Below are 18,126 nucleotides of genomic sequence, written 5' to 3'. Positions count from 1 at the left end.
CGCAAACCAACGCCAGCCCCAACAGCTCACCGCAAGAACGCCAGAGGACACGAAACAAATTCGAGCCTCAATCCAGATCTTTCTGCGCCCTGTGCGTCGAGCATCTGCTTTTCATTGCTATTTCCGGATCAGCCGTCATCCGTCATTGAGCTGCGCCATCGAGTCCCAGCATCGCGGCATTTTCTTCCATGGCTCGAATGCAGAATGTGATGTGCTCATCCAGATCCACCCCGAGCTCCTCGGCTCCTTTATAGATGTCGTCGCGATTGACCGCGCGCGCGAACGCCTTGTCCTTGAGTTTCTTGCGCACCGACCTGGCCTCCATGCCTATTATCGACTTCCCCGGACGCACCAGTGCGCTGGCCACAAGAAACCCCGCCAGCTCGTCGCAGGCATAGATGGCCTTGCACAGAAGGTTGTGGCGGGGCAGCTTCAGCTCGCCGACATGTGAAGAAATGGCGTAGATAGTCTCTTCCGGATATCCGCGCTGCCGGAGAATCTCAGCCCCCTTGTTGGGATGGTCGGGCATGGTGGGGTACATCTCATAGTCAAAGTCATGAAGCAATCCCACGATTCCCCAGACTTCGGGGTCTTCGCCATATTTCTTCGCATAGGCCCGCATCAAGGTTTCGACGGCCAGCGCGTGTTTGCGCAAACTGTCGCTCTTGGTACACTCCGTAAGCAACTCCCATGACATTTCTCTATTCACAGCCATCGACATCTCCTACTAAAAGGTGGTGACGGGATACATGTCTCCCGATTCCGTCGCCCGACAATAGAGCGTTTCACAGACCGGATGCTTCCGCCACTGATATCGTGACCGCGCAATCCAGGAAAAGCGTATCCTATCACCAGGTTCCTTCCTGACCGAGAAGTTAGGAAATTGACATCCTTTCACTCCATTTCCGACACTATCGGCGGTTAATCGTATAGCAGGTAGGGGCGGCGCTGTGTGCGGAAATGCGCTACGTCCTGCTGCCAACTCCGGCGGATATCTTCCAGTGGAGTCCCGGCCTCGATCTGCCGCGGAATGGAATTTCCGCCGCACAGGATCTCGATCGGCATTTTCTGGGATTCATACTCATAAGGCGGCTGCCGCCATTGGAACAAGTCCGCATAGAGCGCTCTGAGACCCGAAATAACTGCGATTCCCGTCAGGAAAGGCTCGAAGATATCACGTTTCCGGACGTAGATCTGGACGCCTCCACACATCACGCGCGCGAACTTTTGAAAGGTTGGTTCGAAGTAGGCGGGGCGGAAAACAACTCCGGGGAGTTGCAGCGCGTTCAGCCTCCCTGCCAGCGAACGGGCGTTGACATAGGGAGCGCCGACAAACTCGAAGGGGCGTGTGGTTCCACGACCTTCGGACAGCATCGTGCCTTCAACGAGCACCATTCCAGGATAGACGGTTGCAGAATCCAATGTCGGAAGATTGGGAGAAGGCATGACCCAGGGCAGATCCGTATGGTCAAACCACTGGCTGCGGCGCCATCCTTGCATGGGAACCACAGTCAGGGGACACCCAATGCCGAATTCCGAGTTCAGCAGCAGAGCAAGCTCCCCAACCGTCATTCCGTGGCGCATCGGCACTCGATACAATCCCACGAAGGAACTGAATTCCGGATCAAGGAGGCTGCCTTCGACCTGAGCCCCATTAATGGGATTGGGCCGGTCCAGCACCACCATGGATTTCCCATATCGGGCGCAGGCCTCCATGCAGTAGGCCATGGTATGGATAAAAGTGTAGACGCGCGTCCCGACATCCTGAAGATCGAAGATCAGAATGTCGAGATCGCTCAGCATTTCTTCCGTGGGCCGCCGCGTTTCACCATAGAGGCTATGCACCGGAAGGCGCGTGTCCGGGTCGAGGTAAGAAGCAGACTCCACCATGTTGTCCTGTTTCTCACCCCGCGCGCCGTGCTGAGGCCCGAAAAGAGAGACAAGATGGAATGATCTCTCGCCCTGCAGAGCATCTGCCGTGTGCTGAAGGCTGGGAAGAATCGAAGCCGGATGCACCACCGCCCCGACCCGTGCCCCTGCGAGGATCTGCTTCCGCTCTCGCAGCAAGATTTCAATCCCCGGACGAACCGTCATCGATTCGAACCCCTCGCCAGGGCGCCAAAAGGTCGCCCCGCACAATGCAATCTGATAAACTTATTTGTAAACTGATTGAACACATAAGAATATCAGAAAGGAGACCAATCCCGCCCATAGAACTCCAACCCAAATGCGACATGCACGAATCCGCGGCAAGTCCCGGAGAATTGCCGTCCATCTCTTCAGCCCAAAAGTGCTTGACTGCTGCAATTCGTTATATTTCAATAACACTCGCTTAGCGCCGTGTACCTTGGGAATGGAGTAACTGCCGGGTGTCGAGAAATGAGTCCGAGCCATGTTATTGCCACTCGACCTGAGATTGGTTGCTCTCGACGTATTCCCTCCCGGTACTGCCGTTTGCGCCGAGCCAGCTTTTGACAGCCGGGAATGATTGATGGAACATACACTCGTTCTCAATGCCAGCTATGAGCCCCTCAACATCATCCCCTGGAAGCGGGCCATCACCTTGCTCTTCCAGGGCAAGGTGGAGGTATTGGCCGAGTACGACCGTGAAATCCGCAGCATAAGCTTCACGATCAAGATGCCGAGCGTGCTCCGTCTCCTGAAATACGTCCGGATGCGAAAGCGCTTCCAGCACATCAAGTTCAGCAGGGCCAATATCTACGCCAGGGATTTGCACACTTGCCAATATTGCGGCACAAAGTGCTCCACGGAAGACCTGACATTTGATCATGTCATCCCTGTCGTCAAAGGGGGAAGCAAGACCTGGGATAATATTGTCACCTGCTGCTTCGAGTGCAACCATCGGAAGGGGGGGCAAACCCCCGAAGAGGCAGGTATGCGGTTGATCCGGCGTCCGAAAGAACCCGACTGGGTTCCTAACATGCTGCGCATCACCATCGGCTTCAAGAGCGCCCCTGAGTCCTGGCGTGATTATTTCTATTGGAATGTGGAGTTAGATGGAGATACCTGAGGTATTACATCATCTGTTTGTTGTGCCTCTGACTGAAAGGGGGCCATCCCGATTTCCTGTCATCGTGCATCTCGATCACAGCGATGACCGAAAAGGGGAATGTTCCTTTTTTCATAGGTCGTGAAGCCGCCGGTCAACTAGAAGTTGTGCTTGCGGCCTTCGGTTCTGGCAAGGAAGCGAACCGGGGTAAAGCGGCCGATCAACCCGGCCTCAAATGCGAGTCGGTAGAATCGATCAAGGCCCTCTATGTGCTCCGGCCCCATCGTATGATCAAGATTGCGCTGAAGGTATTTCTCGAGAAATGGTGCCGGCAGACTCAGCGTGCGTGAGTAGCTGGCGGCGATTTCCCCGATGCGTTCCAATCCCCAATCTCTCGCCTCCTGGAAGATCTCGGCCAGACCATCCGATGGCAGGACTTCTGGTCTGCAGGCCCAGAAAGCGAAAACAAACGGCCGCCCCTGCCAATCCCGCCACGCCGCGGCAAGATCCATGATCTGATATTGGTCGGTTGAGCACCGGAGAGCGGCATCCCCGATAATGAGCGCCGCATCGCACCTGCGAAGCATTTCCGCAACACTGGGTTCGTGAGGGACGAACTCCGGCTGAATTCCCATTCTGGATTGGAGCAACAGCTTAACCAGTGCTACCGAGGTGCGCGAACTGGTATCCAAGGCAACGGATCGGATGCTCGCGACACCATAAGGGCGAACCAGCAGAACGCTGCGCACCTCGTTGGAAGCTGCGATGGCCACGTCCGGAATCACATGGAGGTTGGGGATTCGTTGGTATTCGATGGTGGGGATCAGACCGATATCGGCTTCTCCCCTGGCAAGCTGCTCCGCACATCCTGCCGGAGAAGCAGGCAGGATCCGGAACCTGTGTCGAGCAGGACCATGCAAGAAAAACCACCCCAGAGGTGCCGCGTTCAGGTAATGGACGAGTGAAATCCGGAGGCTCAAAACTCTGCCCTCCCGAGGAAAAGGCGGAAATAGGACCCAGGGACGCGAAACAATTACGGTGACCAATTATAGAGAATGAAGACCTCCAAAGCCACAAAGACCTCAAGCGAGCAGCCTCAAATTCCTACCGATCTTCGAGATGCTTGGGATCTTAGGGCCAAGGCGATGAGAATATGGACAAAAGCGGAGAAGACCAGGCACGGGCGGCCATAGAATTGTCGTTGGTTCCGGGTGTGGGCACGCTGGCCCAATGCAGCCTGTGGAAAGCCTGCCCCCGGCTGCCGGAATTGCTCGGCATGAGCGGTCGCGAGCTCGAATCATTTGGCGTGCCGCCGGAGGCCGGCGTTGCGATCAGTACCCGCCGCTATCGTCCGATGGCAGAGGAGATCATCGACTGGGCCCATCGTGAGAAGTGCCGGTTGCTTGTGCGCGGCGGGATCAGTTACCCGATGCTCCTGAATGAAATATACGACCCCCCTCTCATCCTTTACTGCCGCGGAAATCTTGAGATTCTGGGCCTGCCGGCCGTGGCGATTGTGGGTACACGCCGGCCGACCTATTATGGCTTGCAGATGGCACAAGGATTGGCTTGCGATCTGGCCAAGCGGGATGTGGTCATCGTCAGCGGCTTGGCTCGAGGGATCGATGCCGCCGCTCATCGGGGCTGCCTGGAAACGGGAGGTCGAACGGTCGCAGTGCTCGGATGCGGGATCGATGTCGTGTACCCGCGTGAGCATCGCCAGTTGACGCAGCAAATTGCCGAGAGCGGGCTGCTCATTTCAGAGTTTCCACCCGGAACATCACCGGCACCGCAAAACTTTCCGGTGCGAAATCGCATCATTAGTGGGGTGTCGTTGGGAACAGTGATCGTGGAGGCAAGTGAGTACAGTGGATCCTTGATTACGGCGCGGCTGGCCATGGAACAGAATCGCGAGGTTTTTGCGGTTCCGGGGAATCTCACGTCGCCACAGAGTTTTGGACCGAACTATTTGATCAAGCAGGGAGGGAAACTTGTTCAGGTTTGGCGGGATATTGTCGAAGAGCTTCCAGCAGAGGTGCGTCATGGAATCCTGGCCAGGGAAGATTCCCGACCCTGTCGGGCGCCGGAACTCGAACTTGCCACCGCAGAAGAGAGTAACATTGTTGAGATGCTGGCCTACGATCAGGCGACCCAGTTCGACAGGATCCTGCAGAAGAGCGGCATGAATATTCCGGATCTGAGTGAGTTGCTGTTGAACCTTGAAATGAAAGGCCGGATCCGGCAGGTGCCCGGCAACCTCTTCATCAGGGTCGCCAGGCGCGAAGAATGATTTTGTTTGGAATTTTGGGAATCACTGGTATAGTCTGCGCCCTCTTATGGCAAACTCACTGGTAATCGTCGAATCGCCGGCCAAAGCCAAGACCATCAAGAAATACCTTGGCAGGGGTTTTGACGTTAAGGCTTCCGTCGGACACATCAAGGACCTGCCCAAAAACAAGCTGGGTGTCGATGTCGACGATGATTTCACGCCCCACTACGGCATCATCCCCTCCAAAGAAAAGGTGGTCCGGGAACTCCGGGCTGCCGCTAAGACCTCCAAGGTCATCTATCTAGCGGCAGACCCTGATCGTGAAGGAGAGGCGATCTGCCAGCATCTGGCCGAAGAACTGGGCAGCAAGTCGAAGGAAATCTATCGGGTCCTGTTTCACGAGATCACCAGGAACGCGATCGAAGAAGCATTCCAGCATCCCGGGCGGGTCAACGCCCACAAGGTAGAAGCCCAACTGGCGCGCCGCATTCTGGACCGCCTTGTCGGCTACAAGATCAGCCCCTTACTCTGGGACAAGGTCAGGCGGGGCTTGTCCGCGGGCCGCGTCCAGACAGTAGCCTTGCGCATGATCGTAGATCGGGAGCAGGAAATTCGAGCGTTCAAGTCGGAAGAATACTGGAATCTGGCCGCGCGCCTCGGCGGCCACGTTCCCCCGGAGTTCACCGCCAAGGCCACCAGCGTAAATGGAGAGAAATGGAAAGTCAGCGACGGAGAGACGGCGCATGCGATTGTCGAGGAATTGCGCGGGGCCGCATTTGTGGTCCAGAAGATTCACCGCAGAGAAAAAAAGCGCTATCCCGTGCCTCCCTTCATCACCAGCAACCTGCAACAGGAGGCTGCGCACACGCTGAGCTTTACCGTCAAAAAGACGATGCTCCTGGCGCAGAGGCTGTATGAAGGAGTCGAGATCGGGGAGGAAGGGGCCGTCGGGCTGATAACCTACATGCGCACGGACTCCACGCGTGTCGCTGAGACCGCACTGAGCGAGGTGCGCGACTTGATCCGGAGCCAGTACGGGCAATCCTATCTGCCGCATCATCCGATTTACTACAAATCAAAAAAGACGGCTCAGGAAGCACATGAAGCCATTCGCCCGACGTCGGCGGCGCGCTCTCCGGAAGGCCTCGAGCATCTACTGGAACCGGACCTCTGGAAGCTTTACAGGCTGATCTGGCAGAGGTTTGTTGCTTCCCAAATGAGCCCTGCCCTTTTTGATCAGACAGACGTCGTCATCGAGGCGGGCCGAGTGGAATTCAAGGCCACCGGATCGGTGCTCAAGTTCGACGGTTTCCTGGCTGTCTACCGGGAGGCCAAACCTGCGGCAAGCAAGCCTGAAGCGCAGGCTGAAGACCAGGAAGCCCTGTTGCCGGAGCTTGCCGAAGGCGAGCACCTGGAAGTCAAAGCCCTGCAACCGACGCAGCACTTCACCCAACCACCTCCGCGATACAACGAAGCCAGCCTGGTTAAATCCCTGGAAGCGCGCGGCATCGGACGTCCCAGCACCTATGCTTCCATCCTCAGCACTATTCAAGACCGCGAATACGTCCACAAGCGACAGGGGAGATTCTATCCGACCGAGACTGGCGAATTGGTGGTAGATCTGCTGATCGAGAGCTTCAGGGACATATTCGACTACGAATACACGGCCCGCATGGAGGACCATCTGGACCGGATCGAATCGGGACGCGAACGATGGCAGGATGCCATGCGCAGCTTCTGGCAGCGCTTCTCGCAACGACTCGCCGCCGCCGTAACCCACATGCGGGACGTCAAAACCGAGGAGATCCCCACCGACGAAGTCTGCGAGAAGTGCGGCAGCGGCATGGTGATCAAGTGGGGCAAGTTCGGGCGTTTCATGGCCTGCTCTGCCTACCCGGAATGCAAAAACACCCGCGAGATTCCGAAGAACGGCACCGAGGCCGGTACCGATGCGCCGGAGGTCGAAGAGATCGAGTGCGAAAAATGCGGCCGGCCGATGGTCCTGAAAAGGGGCCGTTTCGGCGAGTTCCTCGCCTGCTCCGGCTATCCCGAATGCCGCAACACCAAGAAGATCGTAACCGGGACCGATTCCGTCGAGGTCAAACAGGACATCCCACTCGAAGAAAAATGTCCCGTGTGCGGGAAGCACCTGGCCGTCAAGCACGGGCGTTTTGGCGCATACACGGCCTGCAGCGACTACCCGAACTGCAAGTACATCAAGCTTAAAACCACGGGTGTCCAGTGCCCCCGGGGCTGCGGCGGGGAGATCGTGGAGCGGAAGTCCCGGCGCGGCAAGACCTTCTACGGCTGCTCCAATTACCCCGAGTGCGACTTTGTGCTTTGGAACAAGCCGGTGGCCAAACCGTGCCCAAAATGCAGCGCGGCTTTTACTGTTGTAAAAACCACCAAGCGCTCGGGCACCTTGCGGTTCTGCAACGACAGGAAATGCGGCTTTAAAGAACCCTACGAGGAAGAGTAGGCCTTCGCTTCATCGAGTCTTCGGGACATCCACATCTCTTTGTGGCGGCGTGCACCAAGAGCCTGCCGCACACGCAAGGGATATAACAGAGCAGATCAACGGCCTGTCAGCCTGCGCTCCAGCTTCGGCAGCACGGCAAGCACCAGTTTCCCCACTTTCTCCATGCTCGCGGCACTGATCTTATCCAGGGTGTCGCCCTCCGTGTGCCACGGGGTGTAGTTCAAATCGATAATGTCCACGCAGGGAATCTTGACATCGAGGAACGGTATGTGATCGTCCTCCACGGCAGACGGTGTGTTAGAGAGAATATCGCGGAAGCCCTCCTCGACGGCCGTATTCCAGACGAGATCCATCAACCAAGGTGTGGAGTTGGTATCTTTGAGCAGATCGAGGTTTTTATCGCCGATCATGTCCAGGAGGATGAGAGCACGCACCTTAGGGGCCGTTCCCTCTTCCTGCCATCGTTTGGCGAGGTGCCGGCTGCCATAGGTACTGTCGAATGTGCTCCAATCGATGAAGGCCTCTTCGCCGTCGAGAAAGAGGAACCAATAATCAAAACTGTCCTTCCTGGCGGCAAGCACCCGGGCCAGTTCCAGCAGCAAACCCGTGCTGCTTCCCGCGTCGTTGGCACCGACAAAGCGCACCTTCTCGAAGTACTTGGTGTCGTAGTGACTCGCCATCGCGATGATGCTGTCGCCCCCCAATTTCTTGCGCGCGATGAGATTGACCATCTTCTTCGGTCCATAGGGGGTGGCCGCTTCAAAAGTGTCCTTCTCGACCTGATAGCCGAAGCCTTCGAGTTGCCGGACCAGGTACTCCCGGCACCGTTCCAGCGCTTCGGATCCCGGCGGACGGGGTCCGAATGCAACCTGGGCGCGGACATGCTCCATGGCTTTTTCGCCGCTTAATGGCGGCGTTGCTGCGCTCGGAGACTGGGCGCAAGCGGCGGAAGCGAACATCACCAGAATCAGATGAATGCGGATTGCGTTGCGCATGATTCCTCCAGAATTGCGTTGCCTGCCGCGCCAAGTATATCACCGCATGGGCCGCACCGCTTCAGCAACCACCATTATAGGACATGCACTCAGATCGTCGTGGCGTGTTTCAACCGTTTCATGGCCTGGGCGGACCCGGGTCGCCGCATAGGCGCATATCAGAAATCTCAACAGAGAGCGGGGGGCATGCAGAGAAAGACACATTGAAAACACCACATTCCTCGGCAATCTCAGCGATCTCTGCGTTGGGATTTTTGGAGCCGCGGAACTCGCCTTCGGCATCGTTGCGGCACGTCCGTGCCTGTGGTACTATCACTATCTTTTTGAACTCATACATATGACCCCTTCTGAAAGGAGCCTTCTATGAGGGTTTACGAGAGTGAATCCATACGGAATGTCGCGATCATCGGGCATGGCACTTCAGGCAAGACATCTCTGACTTCGGCCATGCTGTTCGATGCCGGCGCCATCAATCGGCTTGCCCGTGTCGAGGACGGGAACACAGTTACCGACTACGAAGAGGAGGAAATTGAACGCAAGATCTCCATAAGCAGCGCATTGGCTTATTGCGAGTGGAACAAGAAGAAAATCAACATCCTCGATACGCCGGGGTATCGCCCCTTCCTGACGGATACCAAGCTGGTTCTGCGCGCCGCCGATGCGGCTGTCGTTGTCATCGATGCCGTCGCAGGAGTGGAGGTTCAGACCGAGAAGGTATGGGAATATGCAACGGAGTTCGATCTGCCGCGCATCCTGGTCATCAACAAAATGGATCGTGACAATGCCAGCTTTGAGCGGGCGCTGGCTTCAATTGAAGAGGCCTTCGGCCGCTCCGGGGTTCCGATCCAGCTTCCCATCGGCTCCGAACGCGAGTTCACGGGTGTGATCGATATCCTCGCCGGCAAGGCCTATCGCTTCGAGAGAGATGGGGCCGGAAAATTCCAGACCGCAGAGGTGCCAGCCGAGCATAAGGAAACACTGCAACAGGCGCGGGAAAAGCTGATCGAGATGGTGGCCGAGGGGAGCGACGAACTGATGGAGAAGTTTTTCGCCGAGGGTACGTTGTCGCCTTCCGATCTGCTGCAGGGCCTAAAAAAGAGCGTTCATGCCCGCAACCTGTTCCCCATCCTCTGCACGAGCGCCAATTTCAACATCGGCGTCCCGCAGATTTTGGACGCCATCGTGGACCTCCTTCCGCCTCCCGGCATCGAAAAGGTGGCCGGCATCAATCCCAAGACCAACGAACCGGTGGAACGCGACGTCAGCAGCAAGGACCCTTACGCCGCCTACGTGGTCAAGACAGTTGCGGACCCGTTTACCGGACGCATCAGCATTATCCGCCTCTACTCGGGCGTTATGCGGTCGGATACGACCTACAATAATCAAACCAAAGGCAAGCAGGAGAAGTTCGGCCCGCTCCAAGGCTTGCAGGGCAAGACCATGACTCCGGTGGGAGAGGTTCATGCAGGCGACTTCTTCGCCGTGACCAAGCTGCGGGAGACCAGCACGGGCGACACCCTCTGCGATCCTTCCCAGCCCATCCTGTTCCCTGCCGTGGAGATTCCCGAGCCGTCCATCACCTTCGCGATTGAACCCAAAGCCAGAGGGGACGAGGACAAGATCAGCAATGCCCTGGCACGCATCGCCGAGGAAGACCCGGCAATCAAATACAATCGCGATCCCCAAACCAAACAGCTGCTGCTGTCAGGCGCCGGCCAGCTCCACGTCGAAGTGACCGTCGCCAAAATGCGCAAGCGTTACGGCGTCGAGGTAATCCTGAAAACTCCCAAGGTCCCCTATCGCGAAACCATAAGGGGGAGGGCGGATGTCCAGGGGAGGCACAAGAAGCAGACCGGCGGTCACGGGCAATTCGGTGACTGCTGGATCAGGATGGAACCCTTGCCGCGCGGCGGGAGCTTCGAGTTCGTGGATGAGATCTTCGGCGGTTCCATTCCGCGGAACTTCATCCCTGCCGTGGAAAAGGGAGTCATCGAGTCGGCCGGGAGAGGCTATCTGGCCGGCTTCCCGGTGGTCGACTTTAAGGTCATCCTCTACGACGGCAGTTATCACCCCGTGGATTCATCGGAAATGGCATTCAAGATTGCCGGCAGCCTGGCATTCAAGAAAGCCATGGAACAGGCCCAGCCCGTCCTGCTCGAGCCCATCATGGATGTGGAGATCATCACCCCGCAGGAGTATGCCGGCGATTTGATGGGTGATCTGACCAGCAGGCGCGGAAGGCTTCAGGGCATGGACATGAAACGGGATATGCAGGTCATCAAAGCCGAGGTCCCCATGGCCGAAATGGTCACCTATGCGCCGGTCCTGACCTCGATGACCGGCGGTCGCGGCGTCTACCACATGGAGTTCTCACACTACGATGAAGTTCCGGCCCATATCGCCCAGAAGATCATCGAGGAAGCCAACAAGGACAAAAAGGCAGAGGAAGAATAAAACGACTCTATGTATCCAAAACTATTCGAATTGGGTCCGCTCGCGATCCACACCTACGGCCTGCTCCTGGCCCTGGCATTCATCGTCGGGATCTGGCTGGCAAGCCGCAACGCGGCCAAGGCAGGCCTGAATCCGGATTCCATCTGGAACCTCGGACTGATCATCATTTTCTCCGCCCTGGTCGGCGCCAAACTCCTGCTCTTCATATCGGACTACTCCTATTACTCGGAGAATCCTCGCGAGATTTTCTCGCTTGCCACTCTGCGGTCCAGCGGCGTTTATTACGGAGGCCTGCTGCTGGCCCTGGCAGCCTCGGCCTGGTATATGCGCAAGTCCAAGCTTCCGAGCTGGCAGGTGGCCGATATTACCGCCCCTGGAATCGCATTGGGGCAGTCGATTGGCCGCCTGGGATGCCTCTCGGCGGGCTGCTGTTACGGGAAGCCGACCCACATGCCCTGGGGCATCACTTTTACCAACCCGTACTCGGCTGAGAACGTCGGGGTGCCGCTCAATATCGCGCTCCATCCAACGCAGATCTATGAATCCGTGGGAACGTTGTTGCTGTTCATCTTTCTGATGTGGCGGCTGGGCAAGAAACATTTCACCGGGCAAATCATACTGGAGTATCTGATGTCATATGCGGCGCTGCGGTTCGTCATCGAGTTTTTCCGCGGCGACGAGGATCGGGGATTCGTGTTGCACGGCCTGCTGTCTATATCCCAATTCATAGGAATCTTGACGATTCTGGGAGCGGCGGCAGCCTTTTTCTATCTGCGGTATCGCCACCGTGAGGCGCCCGAGGTGTGATCGATCACAGCAAATGCTTCCAGGTTCCATCTGATGCCGCACGAGTCCGGCTGGACCGCTATCTGTTGGAACTGGAGCCGGGCCAAAGTCGTTCGCAGATACAAGGATGGATCCGCAGCGGAAGCGTTCTGGTCAACAACTCCCGGACAAAAACCGGCTATCTGCTGAGGCCGGGTGACGTCATTTCCCTCCAGCTGAAGCTCGCATCTCCACAGCTCCAGCCTCAGCCGGAGAACATCCCCCTCCATGTGATCTATCAGGATGAAGATCTCGCGGTGGTTGATAAACCCGCCGGGCTGGTCTGCCATGCCGGCGCCGGCGTGCCTTCAGGGACGCTGGTCAATGCGCTGCTGTACCACCTGGGCCCGCTGCAGACCGGAGACGCCTTGCGGCCAGGCATCGTCCACCGCCTCGACAAGCTTACCAGCGGCCTTCTGGTGATAGCCAAGAATCTGGAAACGCATCGGGCACTTGCGCGCCAGTTCAAGAGCCGCCAGGTGAAAAAAGAATACCTGGCTCTTGTCTACGGGCGTCCCATCCCGCCTGCGGGAACCATCGACATGCCGCTGGGTCGCGATCTCAGGGACAGAAAGAAGATCTCCGTACGCTCCCGGCGGCGGCGCGCAGCAGTCACTCACTATCGCGAAGCGGGGGATTATGGACCCTTTTCCCTGCTGCGCGTACGCATAGAGACCGGTCGAACCCATCAGATTCGAGTGCATCTCGCCCAGATGGGGCACCCGGTGGCAGGGGACATCCTCTATGGCGGCAACCGCTCAAGAAACCTGGCAGATGCACGGCTGCGATCGGCAGTCCGAGATCTGCGGCGGCACTTCCTGCATGCCCAACGGCTGGAATTCCGCCACCCTCGAACTGGAGAAAATCTCTCTTTCACCGCCGGGTTGCCGCCTGAGCTGACGGATTTTCTGATTCTGCTTCAACACCATAATTCAGAAGCAAATACTTAACCCAGAGGATGCAGTGGGCAGCAGAGGCGGCGACTGCGCTTGCCCAGACGCCATTCGTATGCTTCGTGTCGTTGTATGCTGCTTTTTGCCCGCAGTGTCTGAAGCGCAGCTTCATAAAGGCGCGGCTTGACTCGCCCGGGGCCGAAATTTATAATCCAAAAGCTAAGCTTATCATTGCTTAGAGATACGGGGAAAAGGATGCTGTCAATGTTGCGCTTCGGTCTGGCCGCTGCTTTCGGTTTTACCCTTGTCTTGCAGCCTTATGTGCAATCCAACCAGGGCCCCGGGCGCACCTCTGCGCAGTCGGACAAGCAGCGGCTTCCCGGTCGGATCTCGGACCAAACCTACCGGGTTCCCGTCGATCTGGTCAATGTCTTCGTCTCGGTCTATAACAAGGACACCAAGTCTTTTGTAACCAATCTGGCGCGCGAAGATTTCACCGTGTACGAGGACGGGAAAAAGCAGGAGATCACCAATTTTGCGCGCGAAGCCAATCTTCCGCTGACATTGGGGCTGCTGGTCGACACCAGCAACAGTGTGGCACCCAAACTCAAATTTGAACAGGAGGCAGCGAGCAACTTTTTTTACACCGTGCTGAAACCAGGTGATCGGGCCATGCTGGTTGAGTTTGACTCTGCCGTGACAATGTCCCAGGACTTTACCAACGACCCAAACAAACTTGCCAAGCAGATCAAGTTGATGCAGGCCGCCGGCAACACCGCGCTCTACGATGCTATCGTCAGAACCTGCGACGAGAAACTGATTCGCGAGACCGGCCGCAAGGCCATCGTGATCTTGTCCGACGGAGACGATTCGGCAAGTACGGAAACTCTCGAGCGGGCTCGGCAGATGGCAGTAACCGCCGAAGCAACGATTTTTTCGATCAGTGTCAACCGCGGCGGATTTTTCGGGGTCGGCGGTGACACTAGGGCTGGAGACAAAGTATTGAGGCAGCTTGCCACCGAGACAGGCGGCCAAGCGCTCTTTCCCTTCCAGGTTGAGGAATTGGATAGCTCCTTCCGGGAGATCAGCCAAGAGCTACGCAGCCAATACAACATCGGCTATGTTTCCAGCAATCTCCTGCGGGACGGCGGCTATCGCAAGATCGAGGTCAAGGTGGCTGAAAAAAACCTGCAGCTCCACTATCGCAAGGGATACTTCGCTCCAACCGGCAAACAATGAGGGTCAGGCCACCTGGTGCTGCTCCCGCGGTTTGAGCAGGGTCGCTAAACCATCAAGCCGTTCCGGCGTCAGGTTCTCGCTCTTCAGAACCGTCTCAATCAACTTCTCGGGTCTTCCATCAAAAAAGCGCGATACCACATCCCTGACCTGATTTCTCGTCGCCTGCGCCCGGGACAGAAGCGGTCTGTAGTTGTAAGCGCGCCCGCAACGCTGGTGAATCAACACCCCTTTTTCCTCAAGAATGCCCATCAAAGTAAGGACGGTCGTATATGCCGTACGTTTCTGCAGCGATATCGCGATGCATACCTCCTTGACGGTCGCCGAACCCAGGTCCCAGATTATTTTCATTATCTGCAGCTCCTGGCGCGTGAGGATAATTGAGTCAAGGTCTTTTTTCATTCTCCCTCCAAACGCGAACGCAACCCTCGCAGTGGACAACCCGATCGAGCAGCCCCGAAACGATGCATGCTACTAATTACGTTCCAACCGCCTGTTCATTTCCCCCAAAACGCAGTCGGCGATGGCAAGCGGGGAATGATAATCGGAAGAACCGCCCCCAATACATGAGGTCGGCTACCGGCTCTTGGTTTCCCTCGGCCTGCCTCACCCTACTCACGGCCGGCGGCCGATTATTTTTTGGGCTTGGGCAATTCCTGGATGATCCCTTCGAGTTGCGAGGCCAGCATCGCACCCCGCGCGTCCGCAGTCAGGAAGCGCATTTCGTCGGCACTTTTCGCCCCGAGGTCGAGTTCGGCCGCGCGCTTCAGCTGATCCTGCTCGTATACGGCGCGCCGGTTCAGCTGTTGTTCGGGTCCTTCGCGCTGGAGGCGAAGCAGGGCCACCCCGGCAGCATCGATCGCCACGCGGTCCGCGGATGCCAGCACCACTTCGGGCATAGCCAGTTCACCTGCTTCGGGACCGCCGCTGGCAAACACCTGCATCGCATCCATGATGATGAGTTTTGGCTCGTAGGCGAGGTTCACCTCGGCAATCATGGCGCCCTGCTGGGATGACGAGTGCAACTCCCTCATGTAATTGTAGCCGGCATTGAGCCGGCCGAATTTTGCCACCAAGCCGATGGAATTCTTGAGGCTGGCGCTAAACACACCCCCGAACCGGTGGGTCTTCAGGTTGCAGATCTGAACCAGATAGGTGTCACGATCGAGGAACTTGGGAACTTCAATGCCTGCCTTCCAGTTGGAGCCCGGCAGATCCTCCTTGCGCCATTGCTCGGCCGGCAGGTCGTCGAGTGCCACCAAATTCAGATCAAGCTGCTGCGCCAGGCCAGGAACTCCCAGCTTATCCCATATGTCCAACGTCGATCCCATGCCGCTACGTTCGACAAGCGTAATGCGGCCGCAGTTGCGCTCTCTGAGGAAGCCGACGACCGCGCTGAGGGTGTCGGGATGAGTCGTCGCCGGAAACGGGTCAGGGCTGTTGAAGTTCGCCTTGAGGTAAAGGTCTCTGCCGCCGAAATCGATTCTCCCCAACAGGTTGAGCGCAGCCCCAATGGCAAGACGGCGTTCTGGGTTTCGAGCCAGGGCCAGCTGGGAATGGGGCGCCTCCTGCGCGGGATGGCCCCTGCGTGCCAGAGCAAAACCCGCGATCCCCAGGCCAGCCCGGTGCGCGAACTCGCGGCGCGTGACCGCGCCGGCAGAGGCGCTGAATTTCGTGAGTCGATTCATCGCGTCCATGTTATCCGGATGAGGGAGGCGATATGCAAGAGAAAGTATTTGTTTCCGGAAAAGCCCCCCTGCGCCGGGGAGCATTCACACGCATGAAAAGCGCGTGCTTTTCTGGTTGGCCAAGGCCGGCGTCGGGATCGCAATCGTGATCGCTGCCGACTTTGAGGACGGAGGTCCAACGTCACAAAGGATGAGGAGGCCATAGATCGGATGCTGCGGTATACTAAGGGCAACCTCTGGTTCCGGTTATCGTCGAAGGGAGCAGGATCCAGGTCGGTGACGACGGCGGAACGCGACACGTTTGATCCCCGCAGTTGCAGGGAAGGAGGCAAGTTCCGATTCCTGGCCGGAAGATGTCGGCCGGTCTTTTTCTTTCGGGCAGCCCGTGAATCAAGTCGTTCTTGCGCATTATCATGAAATCAACCTTAAAGGGAACAATCGGGGCTGGTTTGAGAACCGGCTCCACCAGCATGTGGAGTCTTTGCTCCACGATCTCGTCCATGACGGCGTGCGCCGCTATGCAGGACGTCTGCTGATAGCACTCAAACCGGATTCCCCACTTGCTGAGATCGAACGGCGCCTCCGATGGGTGTCCGGCATAGCCAACTTCGCGTTTACCTGGGAGGTGCCGGCGGATGTGGAATCCATCCTTGCGGGCGTGTCCTCTCTGATTCAGGCCAGGAAATTTGTCTCATTCAAGATCGACACGCGCCGCGGGACCAAGGACTTTCCGCTGAATTCACAGCAGCTCAACGAGAAGCTGGGACAGTTCGTCCAGAAGCTGACCGGTGCCGCAGTGCGCATGGAGAATCCCGACCTGACCTGTTACGTCGAAATCGTGGGCCCGCGCGCCTTTCTCTATTTCACCAAGATCCCGGGCTGCGGCGGATTGCCTGCTCAAACAGGCGGTAAGGTTCTCTGCCTGCTATCGGGGGGAATCGACTCTCCTGTAGCCGCCTATCGCCTGTTGCGCCGGGGGTGTCAGGTTCGGTTTGTCCATTACCACAGCTTCCCCCACACCACGACAGAGTCGCAGGATAAGGTCCGGCGCATCATCCGGGTGCTGGGACGCTACCAGCTGAAAGGGAAGCTTCACCTCATCCCTTTCGCGGAAGTGCAACGTGAAATTGTCGCCTTCGCGCCCCCACCTCTACGTGTTGTTCTGTACCGTCGCTTCATGGTCCGCATCGCGGAAGCAATGGCCCTCAGGGAGGGAGTGGGCGCTCTGGTGACCGGCGACAGTCTGGGCCAGGTGGCCAGTCAGACTCTCGAAAACCTGCGCGTCGTCTCGGCTGCAGCCACGGAGCTCCCGATCTTCCGGCCGCTCGTCGGGGACGACAAGGAGGATATCATCCGGGTGGCGCGCGAGATCGGCACTTATGAAATCAGCATCCTGCCGGACCAGGATTGCTGCACTCTCTTCGTACCGCGGCACCCCGAGACTATGGCAAGCTTGGAGCAGATTGCCAGGGCCGAGAGCCTGCTCGATCTGCCGCGCCTGACGGCCGCAGCCCTGGCCTCGGCGACCAGTGAAATGATCATGCCTGACTTTGCCGCCGTGCCGGCGCACACTTCCTGAGGAGAGGAGAGCCTCCCGGCCGCCTGGCACTGCAGATGGAAGATAAGGAGACCGATTCGAAGCGACCCGTCTCCATTCCGGACGCGATCGGGAGGAAACAGCAATGGCAAGCGCGCTTGATAGGATTGAAATCGTGCACGGGGACATCACCAGGCAACGAGTCGATGCCATCGTAAACGCCGCCAATACCTCCCTTCTTGGCGGCGGAGGTGTCGACGGCGCCATCCATCGCGCCGCGGGACCCGAGTTGCTGGAGGAATGCCGGCAACTCCATGGATGCGCGACCGGCGCCGCAAAAATCACGCGCGGGTATCGCCTTCCGGCTTCCTGGGTCATTCACACCGTCGGGCCCGTCTGGAAAGGCGGCGGTCACCGAGAAGACGAGCTCCTCGCCGACTGTTACCGGAACTGCCTCCTGCTTGCCCAAGAAAACAGATTGAAAACGGTCGCGTTTCCCTCTATCAGTACCGGCGCGTTCGGTTTCCCGGTCGACCGGGCCTGCAGAATCGCTCTGCGCGGGATCAGGAACTTCCTGGAACGGAGTGAGAATCCCGCCCAAGTGACTGTCGTCTGCTTCGATCAGAACACCCATGATGATTACACCAAGGCGCTGTCGGAAGCCCGATCGGCCCCCGAGGACTGAACCTTTCATTAGCTGATGCGGCCCGACCGGAACCTGACCGGCACAGAACAGATCG

General features: G+C 57.7%; 15 protein-coding genes. 9 read left to right on the top strand and 6 right to left on the bottom strand.

Annotation, left to right across the window (positions count from 1 at the left end; all coding sequences use genetic code 11):
• Positions 1 to 142: 142 nt before the first annotated feature.
• Both LAP85_01475 and LAP85_01470 read right to left on the bottom strand, forming a co-directional pair.
• Positions 143 to 715, bottom strand: a complete 573-nt coding sequence (locus tag LAP85_01475) for an HDIG domain-containing protein (protein MBZ5495047.1) — start codon at positions 713 to 715, stop codon at positions 143 to 145.
• A 206-nt stretch (positions 716 to 921) separates the two neighbouring features.
• Positions 922 to 2,094: a DUF1343 domain-containing protein gene (locus LAP85_01470; protein ID MBZ5495046.1), complete on the bottom strand. Its 1,173-nt coding sequence runs from the start codon at positions 2,092 to 2,094 to the stop codon at positions 922 to 924.
• Positions 2,095 to 2,491: 397 nt separating this feature from the next.
• On the opposite strand from LAP85_01470, the gene LAP85_01465 reads away from it, so the two are divergent.
• The gene (locus LAP85_01465; protein ID MBZ5495045.1) at positions 2,492 to 3,031 is read left to right on the top strand and encodes an HNH endonuclease; all 540 of its coding nucleotides are present in this window, start codon (positions 2,492 to 2,494) and stop codon (positions 3,029 to 3,031) included.
• 137 nt (positions 3,032 to 3,168) lie between these two features.
• Here the strand turns inward: LAP85_01465 and LAP85_01460 are convergent, their stop codons facing one another.
• Positions 3,169 to 3,990, bottom strand: a complete 822-nt coding sequence (locus tag LAP85_01460) for a menaquinone biosynthesis protein (protein MBZ5495044.1) — start codon at positions 3,988 to 3,990, stop codon at positions 3,169 to 3,171.
• A 173-nt stretch (positions 3,991 to 4,163) separates the two neighbouring features.
• Here LAP85_01460 and dprA point away from each other — a divergent pair, with 173 nt between their 5' ends.
• Together dprA and topA are read left to right on the top strand one after the other, a co-directional pair.
• On the top strand, positions 4,164 to 5,300 hold the full coding sequence (dprA, locus tag LAP85_01455; GenBank protein MBZ5495043.1) for a DNA-processing protein DprA: 1,137 nt from the start codon (positions 4,164 to 4,166) through the stop codon (positions 5,298 to 5,300).
• A 46-nt stretch (positions 5,301 to 5,346) separates the two neighbouring features.
• On the top strand, positions 5,347 to 7,758 hold the full coding sequence (gene topA, locus LAP85_01450) for a type I DNA topoisomerase (GenBank protein MBZ5495042.1): 2,412 nt from the start codon (positions 5,347 to 5,349) through the stop codon (positions 7,756 to 7,758).
• A 95-nt stretch (positions 7,759 to 7,853) separates the two neighbouring features.
• Here topA and LAP85_01445 read toward each other — a convergent pair whose 3' ends face one another.
• Positions 7,854 to 8,753, bottom strand: coding sequence for a M28 family peptidase (locus LAP85_01445; GenBank protein ID MBZ5495041.1), 900 nt, complete (start codon positions 8,751 to 8,753; stop codon positions 7,854 to 7,856).
• Positions 8,754 to 9,116: 363 nt separating this feature from the next.
• On the opposite strand from LAP85_01445, the gene fusA reads away from it, so the two are divergent.
• The 4 genes from fusA to LAP85_01425 all read left to right on the top strand — a co-directional run bounded on the left by fusA (position 9,117) and on the right by LAP85_01425 (position 14,164).
• The gene (gene fusA, locus LAP85_01440; GenBank protein ID MBZ5495040.1) at positions 9,117 to 11,207 is read left to right on the top strand and encodes an elongation factor G; all 2,091 of its coding nucleotides are present in this window, start codon (positions 9,117 to 9,119) and stop codon (positions 11,205 to 11,207) included.
• Positions 11,208 to 11,216: 9 nt separating this feature from the next.
• Entirely contained in the window at positions 11,217 to 12,014 is a 798-nt protein-coding gene (lgt, locus tag LAP85_01435) for a prolipoprotein diacylglyceryl transferase (GenBank protein MBZ5495039.1), read from the top strand.
• Entirely contained in the window at positions 12,011 to 12,982 is a 972-nt protein-coding gene (locus tag LAP85_01430) for an RluA family pseudouridine synthase (protein MBZ5495038.1), read from the top strand. Before lgt ends, LAP85_01430 begins: the two co-directional genes overlap by 4 nt.
• Positions 12,983 to 13,189: 207 nt before the next feature.
• Entirely contained in the window at positions 13,190 to 14,164 is a 975-nt protein-coding gene (locus LAP85_01425) for a VWA domain-containing protein (GenBank protein MBZ5495037.1), read from the top strand.
• 3 nt (positions 14,165 to 14,167) lie between these two features.
• Here the strand turns inward: LAP85_01425 and LAP85_01420 are convergent, their stop codons facing one another.
• Together LAP85_01420 and LAP85_01415 are read right to left on the bottom strand one after the other, a co-directional pair.
• Positions 14,168 to 14,563 (bottom strand): BlaI/MecI/CopY family transcriptional regulator, encoded by a 396-nt coding sequence (locus LAP85_01420; protein ID MBZ5495036.1) that lies wholly within the window; start codon positions 14,561 to 14,563, stop codon positions 14,168 to 14,170.
• A 230-nt stretch (positions 14,564 to 14,793) separates the two neighbouring features.
• Positions 14,794 to 15,849: a DUF362 domain-containing protein gene (locus LAP85_01415; protein MBZ5495035.1), complete on the bottom strand. Its 1,056-nt coding sequence runs from the start codon at positions 15,847 to 15,849 to the stop codon at positions 14,794 to 14,796.
• Between the two features lie 385 nt (positions 15,850 to 16,234).
• On the opposite strand from LAP85_01415, the gene thiI reads away from it, so the two are divergent.
• On the top strand, positions 16,235 to 17,428 hold the full coding sequence (gene thiI, locus LAP85_01410) for a tRNA 4-thiouridine(8) synthase ThiI (protein MBZ5495034.1): 1,194 nt from the start codon (positions 16,235 to 16,237) through the stop codon (positions 17,426 to 17,428).
• A gap of 103 nt (positions 17,429 to 17,531) precedes the next feature.
• A complete protein-coding gene (locus LAP85_01405; protein MBZ5495033.1) occupies positions 17,532 to 18,071 on the top strand; it encodes an O-acetyl-ADP-ribose deacetylase in 540 nt (179 codons plus the stop codon).
• The last annotated feature ends 55 nt before the right edge of the window (positions 18,072 to 18,126 follow it).

The sequence above is a fragment of the Terriglobia bacterium genome, assembly GCA_020072565.1.
GTDB lineage: Bacteria > Acidobacteriota > UBA6911 > UBA6911 > UBA6911 > JAFNAG01.
The sequence above is the reverse complement of the archived record's forward strand: the minus strand, read 5'-3'. Positions and strand labels throughout refer to the sequence as shown.